The sequence below is a fragment of the Psychrobacter sp. SHUES1 genome (genome assembly GCF_001652315.1).
GTDB lineage: Bacteria > Pseudomonadota > Gammaproteobacteria > Pseudomonadales > Moraxellaceae > Psychrobacter > Psychrobacter faecalis.
The window spans coordinates 20,375-27,183 of sequence record NZ_LXWA01000059.1 but is presented as its reverse complement, the minus strand read 5'-3'; the positions used below and the strand labels follow the sequence as shown (position 1 = coordinate 27,183).

6 protein-coding genes are annotated in these 6,809 nt (G+C 44.8%); 3 read left to right on the top strand and 3 right to left on the bottom strand.

Annotation, left to right across the window (positions count from 1 at the left end):
• Window positions 1–125: 125 nt before the first annotated feature.
• Together A7325_RS08270 and A7325_RS08265 are read right to left on the bottom strand one after the other, a co-directional pair.
• Window positions 126–920, bottom strand: coding sequence for a TrmH family RNA methyltransferase (locus A7325_RS08270; protein WP_068406829.1), 795 nt, complete (start codon window positions 918–920; stop codon window positions 126–128).
• 100 nt (window positions 921–1,020) lie between these two features.
• A complete protein-coding gene (locus tag A7325_RS08265) occupies window positions 1,021–2,004 on the bottom strand; it encodes a class 1 fructose-bisphosphatase (RefSeq protein WP_068406826.1) in 984 nt (327 codons plus the stop codon).
• A gap of 421 nt (window positions 2,005–2,425) precedes the next feature.
• Between A7325_RS08265 and A7325_RS08260 the strand changes: the two genes are divergently transcribed.
• The 3 genes from A7325_RS08260 to A7325_RS08250 are packed head-to-tail and all read left to right on the top strand — an operon-like array spanning window position 2,426 to window position 5,321.
• Window positions 2,426–3,499: an aspartate carbamoyltransferase catalytic subunit gene (locus A7325_RS08260; protein ID WP_068406823.1), complete on the top strand. Its 1,074-nt coding sequence runs from the start codon at window positions 2,426–2,428 to the stop codon at window positions 3,497–3,499.
• A gap of 60 nt (window positions 3,500–3,559) precedes the next feature.
• Complete coding sequence (locus tag A7325_RS08255) at window positions 3,560–4,771, top strand: dihydroorotase (protein ID WP_068406818.1); 1,212 nt, start codon at window positions 3,560–3,562, stop codon at window positions 4,769–4,771.
• A complete protein-coding gene (locus A7325_RS08250; RefSeq protein WP_068406816.1) occupies window positions 4,764–5,321 on the top strand; it encodes a DUF2127 domain-containing protein in 558 nt (185 codons plus the stop codon). Before A7325_RS08255 ends, A7325_RS08250 begins: the two co-directional genes overlap by 8 nt.
• Window positions 5,322–5,439: 118 nt before the next feature.
• Here the strand turns inward: A7325_RS08250 and A7325_RS08245 are convergent, their stop codons facing one another.
• Window positions 5,440–6,714 carry a cation:proton antiporter gene (locus A7325_RS08245; RefSeq protein WP_068406813.1) on the bottom strand — a complete coding sequence of 425 codons (1,275 nt, stop codon included), beginning with the start codon at window positions 6,712–6,714 and terminating at the stop codon, window positions 5,440–5,442.
• Between the last annotated feature and the right edge of the window lie 95 nt (window positions 6,715–6,809).

Genomic DNA, 6,809 nt, shown 5'->3' with positions numbered 1-6,809 from the left:
GAGCAGCGTAAGTTGCGGTTTATTAAAGACTTTTTAGGGTCAAAGTCACTCAAATAGCATGAATTATGTCCATTAGCGACTACCTTCTACTTTTTAGCATGAATTTTGTCCATTACACCACAATATTAGCTATATTCCCTTTGTCGCAATGTCTCATACAAGCACAATGACCCTGCGATAGCGACATTCAGGCTTTCTTGCCCATTAGGCTGCGGCAAGGCAATAGGGGTCGCGCATTGCATTAGCTCGTCGCACACACCTTGGCCTTCATGTCCCATAATCCAAGCAATAGGTTTTTTTAAGTCGTGTTGATAAATGACCGTATCGGTATGTGAGCTGGTGGCAAATAGTGGCGTTTGTACATAATCTAAAATATCTTGCACGCTTAACCCTTCATAAATGGTAAGGGCAAACTGTGCGCCCATACCTGCTCTGAGCGTTTTTGGTGACCACGCTTGCGCTGTTGAACTGGTACAAAGTATATTTTTAATGCCAACCGCCGCCGCCGTGCGCAGTAGCGTACCGACATTGCCGCTGTCTTGGACATCGTTCAGAATCAAGCAGTCATCATTGATGGCTTTAATACTAGGCGTTGGAATGTTAATCAGCGCCATGATATCGATGCCAGTACCCAAACTACGAATACCTTCATACAGACTATCTGCTAAAGTCAAAATAGGTGTATAAGTCGGCAAGCGCGTCAAAAGCTGCTGAACTTCGGGATGTTGATGTGCCGATTCAGACAGCAATATTTGCACAAATGGGTAATCGCTACGCAGGGCGGCATCGATAAGATGTACGCCCTCGATGACGGTCTGACCTTGTTTCGTACGCTGGCGCGCTTGTGTCAATAAGCCTTTAACCAACTTGATACTGGTATTTTTATCTGAGGTAATCAGCTCGGTTGGATTTGCTACCATAATGGATCGCTTAAAAAATATGAAGAGTTTGAATAATCAGCGTAAAGGCGATCATTTATGCCGCTATATGCCGATTATTATCAAATTGGGTGCAAGTGATTTATTTATCAGTATGTTTTAAATGTAGATTTTTAACGTAATCGACTTCGTTTTTACTGCCAAGTACCACAGGGACACGTTGGTGAATATCAGTTGGTTCTATATCCAAGATACGCTGCACCGCGTCGGTAGCAGCACCGCCCGCGCGCTCAATCAATAAGCTCATCGGATTGGCTTCATACATCAAGCGTAACTTGCCGGCTTTACTGGCATCTTTGGTGTCAAACGGATAGGTGAATAAACCGCCGCGACATAAAATACGATGTACATCACCGACCATCGCTGCCACCCAGCGCGTGTTAAAGTCACGGCCGCGCACACCGGTCTTGCCAGCGATGAGCTCGTTGATATATTGCTGCATAGGCGCTTGCCAATAGCGATAGTTTGAAGCGTTGATAGCGTATTCACTAGTATCTACATCAATCTGGACATCTTCTTCTATCAGCACATAGACATTGCTATCAGGGTCTAAGCTAAACATCACGACATTATCGGCAATGGTTAATGCCAGTACCGTAGAGGTGCCATATAGCAAATAACCGGCGGCTAGCTGTTGATTACCCGCTTGTAAAAAATCGCTATTTTCACTGACTTGACCTTGGCGTTGGTAGGGCAAAATAGAGAAGATGGTACCGACGGCCATATTGATATCAATATTTGATGAGCCATCAAGCGGATCGAACAATACGAGCAAGCTACCATCAGCATTAGCAGGGGTAGCATCGTCGAGCTCTTCTGAGGCAACGCCTGCACAATGCGTGTTGTTTGCCAACGCCTCTAATAATAAATCGTTAGCTAAGACGTCGAGTTTTTTCTGCTCTTCACCTTGGACATTTTGGTTGCCTGCTTCACCTAAGATATCTGCTAATGCCCCTTTTCTCAATAACTGCGAGATGGTTTTACCGACATCAGTAACAGTGGTAATCACGTCATTAAGTGCTGGATTACTTGCATGAGCGTTTAGATAATTTGCTAAGGTTGTCATAATGCTTCCTGATAAAGGCTGTTAAAATAGATAGTATTGAAATGAATACTTTTAAAAATAAGACAAATGAGAGTAAAAATTATATAAAATTTTGAGAGACGATTAGGCCACATGTAATCTGCCTAAATTTGGCAAATTTTTAAATACCCAATAAGGCGTCTTTGTCCTGACCACAAAATCAGCTACACTAGCGCTAAGATTATTTATTTATGGTGTTAATAAGTGGCTTTTGATAAGGTTTGCTATATGTCTAGAGCCATTGCTCAATAAGACGCCAAAAGCTACCTTTTAAGGTTGTTTGTCATTGCGCTAAATTGTAGCAAATAAGTGCCAAAATGTCCTTGTCTGTGTGCTTAACGAGCGTAAAACGCCTAAATAATGATAATCACCTCATATAACCTAACAATAAAGATGTGCCATTATGTCAAATTCTATCGATAGTCGCTCAACACCAACCGTTTCGCCGACTGATTATGCCAAGTTTGATCCTGAGACCATTCATCAAAAGCTCAACGCCTCGCTCAGTCGTCCGCAGCTCAATAATGATGGCAGTATCCGCCATTTTTTAGGGGTAGAGGGTTTAAGTAAAGCGCAATTGCAGGCAATTATTGCCAAAGCAGAGACATTTTTTGATGATAATGGGCAACTGATTAATCGTCCTGAGCTTGAAGGCTATACGGTGATGAATTTGTTTTTTGAACCGTCAACGCGCACGCGCACCACCTTTGAAGTCGCTGAAAAGCGTCTCGGTGCCAATGTGCTCAATATCGATATTGAGCGCTCTAGTACCAAAAAAGGCGAGAGCTTGCGCGATACCCTGTGGAATCTACAAGCGATGACAGCGGATATTTTTGTGGTACGGCATTCAGCGTCAGGGGCGGCGCATTTTATGGCAACCGAAGTGACGCCTGATATTGCTATCATTAATGGCGGTGATGGCTGGCATGCGCATCCGACGCAAGGTATGCTCGATATGCTCACCATTCACCGTGAAGCACCGCGCCCGTTTGAAGAATTGTCCGTAGCCATCATCGGCGATATTAAGCATTCACGGGTCGCGCGCTCAGATATCAGTGCGCTGCAAACCTTAGGCGTCAAAGATATTCGTGTCTGTGCGCCGCGTACCTTATTACCCAAAGGTATTGAGCGTTTTGGCGTGCAAGTTTATGAAGATATGAACGAATGCGTCACCGACTGTGATGTCATTATGGGATTAAGAATACAAAATGAGCGTATCGGCTCGCCGCTGCTGGCGTCGTCGAGTGAATATTATAAACACTATGGTATTACGCCTGAACGCCTAGCACTGGCTAAACCCGATGCGTTGGTGATGCATCCAGGACCAATGAATCGCGGGGTTGAGATTGCCTCAAGCGTTGCCGATGGTGACCAGTCTGTGATTTTGAAGCAGGTAAACAATGGCATTGCGATCCGCATGGCAGTATTGTCACTGGCAATGGAAGGTCAGCGCGCGCATCAAGCTGCGAGTCAATAATACTCTGCTGCACTGTTTTATATTTATTTATCTCATTTTATTGATACGGTAATAACGCTCATGTCTACTACGTTAAATACGGATACACCGATAATTAACCATCTTCCTCAAGCATTTAAAGACGCGCTACCAAGCACAGTAACCGATAAGCTGGCTTCTCTTGAGTCAGAGCGCGAAATGTGGCTGCTGCCACCCTTGGTTGATTTATGCGCCCGCTTACGCGAACCAGGTCAACAACAACACGGTACGTTAGAGTCAGAAGGGCGGGCGGCCCGTGGCAATGGTTTTTTGCACGTGGTGATTCCACCCGATACCAACCCCATTTTAGAAAATGGCTCGCTATTAAAAGGCTTGCGTGAGCGGGCACTGAGTGATGGTGGTATTTATTTGCATGTTTTAGGAGCGCTGACCGCAGGCTTAGAAGGCGAGCGACCATCAAATATCGCTGGTCTGAAAAAAGGCGGCTGTATCGCAGTTTCTAATGCGCGTCGACCTTTTGGTAATGACTTAGTGTTACTGCGTACTTTGGAGTATGCGGCGACTTTTGGCATGAAAGTATTCTTTTATCCTGACGAGCCAAGTTTGTCTGGTGATGGCGTGGCACATGAAGGTTATATCGCCTCATATCATGGTTTACAAGGGATTCCTTGGATTGCGGAAACGGTTGCTTTATCGACACAGTTATTGATGGTAGAAGAAACAGGTATTGCCGCACATTTTAGTCAATTATCTTGTAAGTCTTCGATTGAGCTGATGCGCTGGGCGAAAGACAAAGGTCTGCCAGTGACTTGCGATGTGGCGATGCATCAGCTGTATCTCACCGATGATAATTTAAAAGGCTTTAATGCCCAAGCCTATGTGCTACCACCGCTGCGTAGTAATACCGATCAGCAAGCCATTCGCCGCGGGCTAAAAGACGGCACAATTGATGCGATTTGCAGTCACCATGAGCCGCTAAACAGTACCGCTAAAAAAGCACCCTTTGCTGAGAGTACGCCCGGTATCTCAAACTTTGACACCTTTATGGCGCTGGCATGTCAGTTGGTACGCGATGAAGTATTAACGCTTGAGCAACTGGTCGATAAAATCTGTCTGAACCCAGCAAAAATTGCGGGCATTAATGAGCAGTATGCAAGTATCGGCGGCGCGGTGTTGGTCGATCCTAATCTTGAGTGGCAAGTAACCACAGAAACCATGCTGTCAAATGGTAAAAATACGCCGTTCTTTAATGAGCAGTTGCAGGGCCGTGTGGTGGAGACTTTCTTTGCCTAATTTGCCCAGACAGGATGACAGTCTGCTACCATCCTCGAAGGATAATAACCAAGATTTAACCAGCCAGCCGCATACACCGCGCAGTGGCGCTAGTACCTCTAGCGAATCGATCAAGGCGGTGGCAATCTATGAGATGGTCAAAGGTATTGGGGCACTATTAGGGGCGGGGGCTTTATGGTCCTGGCATAGTAACCTTGAGCATTGGCTAACGACAGCGACTGCGTCTTGGCAGCAAGTCTTTGGGCAACTACTAGCACCACAAGTTGATAGTGCGGTACGCATAGCGCAGCAGGCAAGCAAAAATTGGCCAGTATTTTTATTGCTCATTTTTGCCTATGCCAGTTTGCGCTTTCTTGAAGCCTATGGTTTGTGGCAAGATAAAACTTGGGCATATTGGTTTGGAGTATTGGGCTACGGAATATTTATTCCTATTGAGCTTTATTATTTGTTTGCTAGCCCATTTGACTGGTTTAAACTTGCCATCTTAATATCAAATATTATTATCGTGATCGTGGTTTATCGCAATATGAAGCGAAAAGGTTTGATATAACTAGGCTGTGATACAAACCAATACACGGGTTCAATAGACCTAAAAAAGCCAGTATAAGCGATGATACTTATACTGGCATTTCTTTTACTAAAACGGCTAAATGAAAACTATGTAAAGCTTATATCTCTGCGAATTTCTCGTCGGTACGAATGCTTTTGGCGACTTTACCAACGCTCAAACCTTGTACCAAAATAGAGAATATCACTACCGCATAAGTCAGCGCCAATAAAATATCGCGCTCGCCGCCTGCTGGCAGCTGCAACACCAAAGCAACCGAAATGCCACCGCGCAATCCGCCCCATGTCAGCACTTTCCACGCGCCTTTTGGCAAATCAAGCTGACGATGAAAGGTTTTGGTGGTCATACCAACGACGATAAAGCGCGCAACTAGGGCGATAACAATGGTCAAACCAGCAGCGATAAATAAGTTGCCCGAATACGCAATCATGACAACCTCTAAGCCAATCAAGACAAATAAAATGGCGTTAAGAATCTCATCAATTAATTCCCAAAATAAATCAATATAATGCCGCGTTTTATCACTCATCGCTAGTGCCCGTCCACGATTACCAACCATTAGGCCCATCATCACCATCGCAAGTGGCCCTGATAAATGCCAATGACTGGCGAGTGCGTAGCCGCCTATGACGCCTGCTAGCGTTAATAACACCTCTTCTTGGTAGCTGTCGATGCTTTTGAGCATATAATACAAAACTGTGCCGAGCACTAAGCCAAAGACTATACCGCCACCAGCTTCAATGGCTAAGGTATGGGCAACATAATTGGCCGTTGGGATATCGCCACTGGATAAAATACCGAGCAGCAGGACAAAAATAACCACGCCGATACCATCATTAAATAGCGACTCACCCGCAATGACTGTTTCAATGCTTTTTGGTGCGCCAGCTGAGGCCAAAATACCCATCACAGCGATTGGATCGGTCGGTGATATCAAAGCGCCAAATAATAAACACCACAAAAACGGCAGGCCAAAACCAAATAGCGGCAGCATAAAGTACAGAGCAGCGGCAATTAATAGTGCTGATACGATGGTGCCAATACAAGCAAGGATACCGATGGGCAGTTTATAACGTTTTAAATCGCCAATATTGACGTGTAGCGCGCCCGCAAAGAGCAACATAGACAGCATGCCGTCCAATAAGACTTCGGTAAAATCAAGCTGTTCTAATAAGCTCACTTCGTAATCAATCAGCTGATCAAAACCTAAAAAGCCCAAAAATATCGCGCCGATAGATAATAGGATGGAGATAACCATCACGCCGATAGTCGTTGGTAAGCCGATAAAGCGATGATTGACATAAGTTAATAAGGCAGTAATCGATAAAAAAATAGCGCTGATTTCTAGTACGGTCAAGCTGCTGGTAGGGGCCATAAAAAGGTCTCAAATAATGATAAAAAGTCGTCCCAATTTTAGGACTTAGGAGGATTAACGGGGTTTTATTTTAGTTATTTTTGTGCTGGCTTACC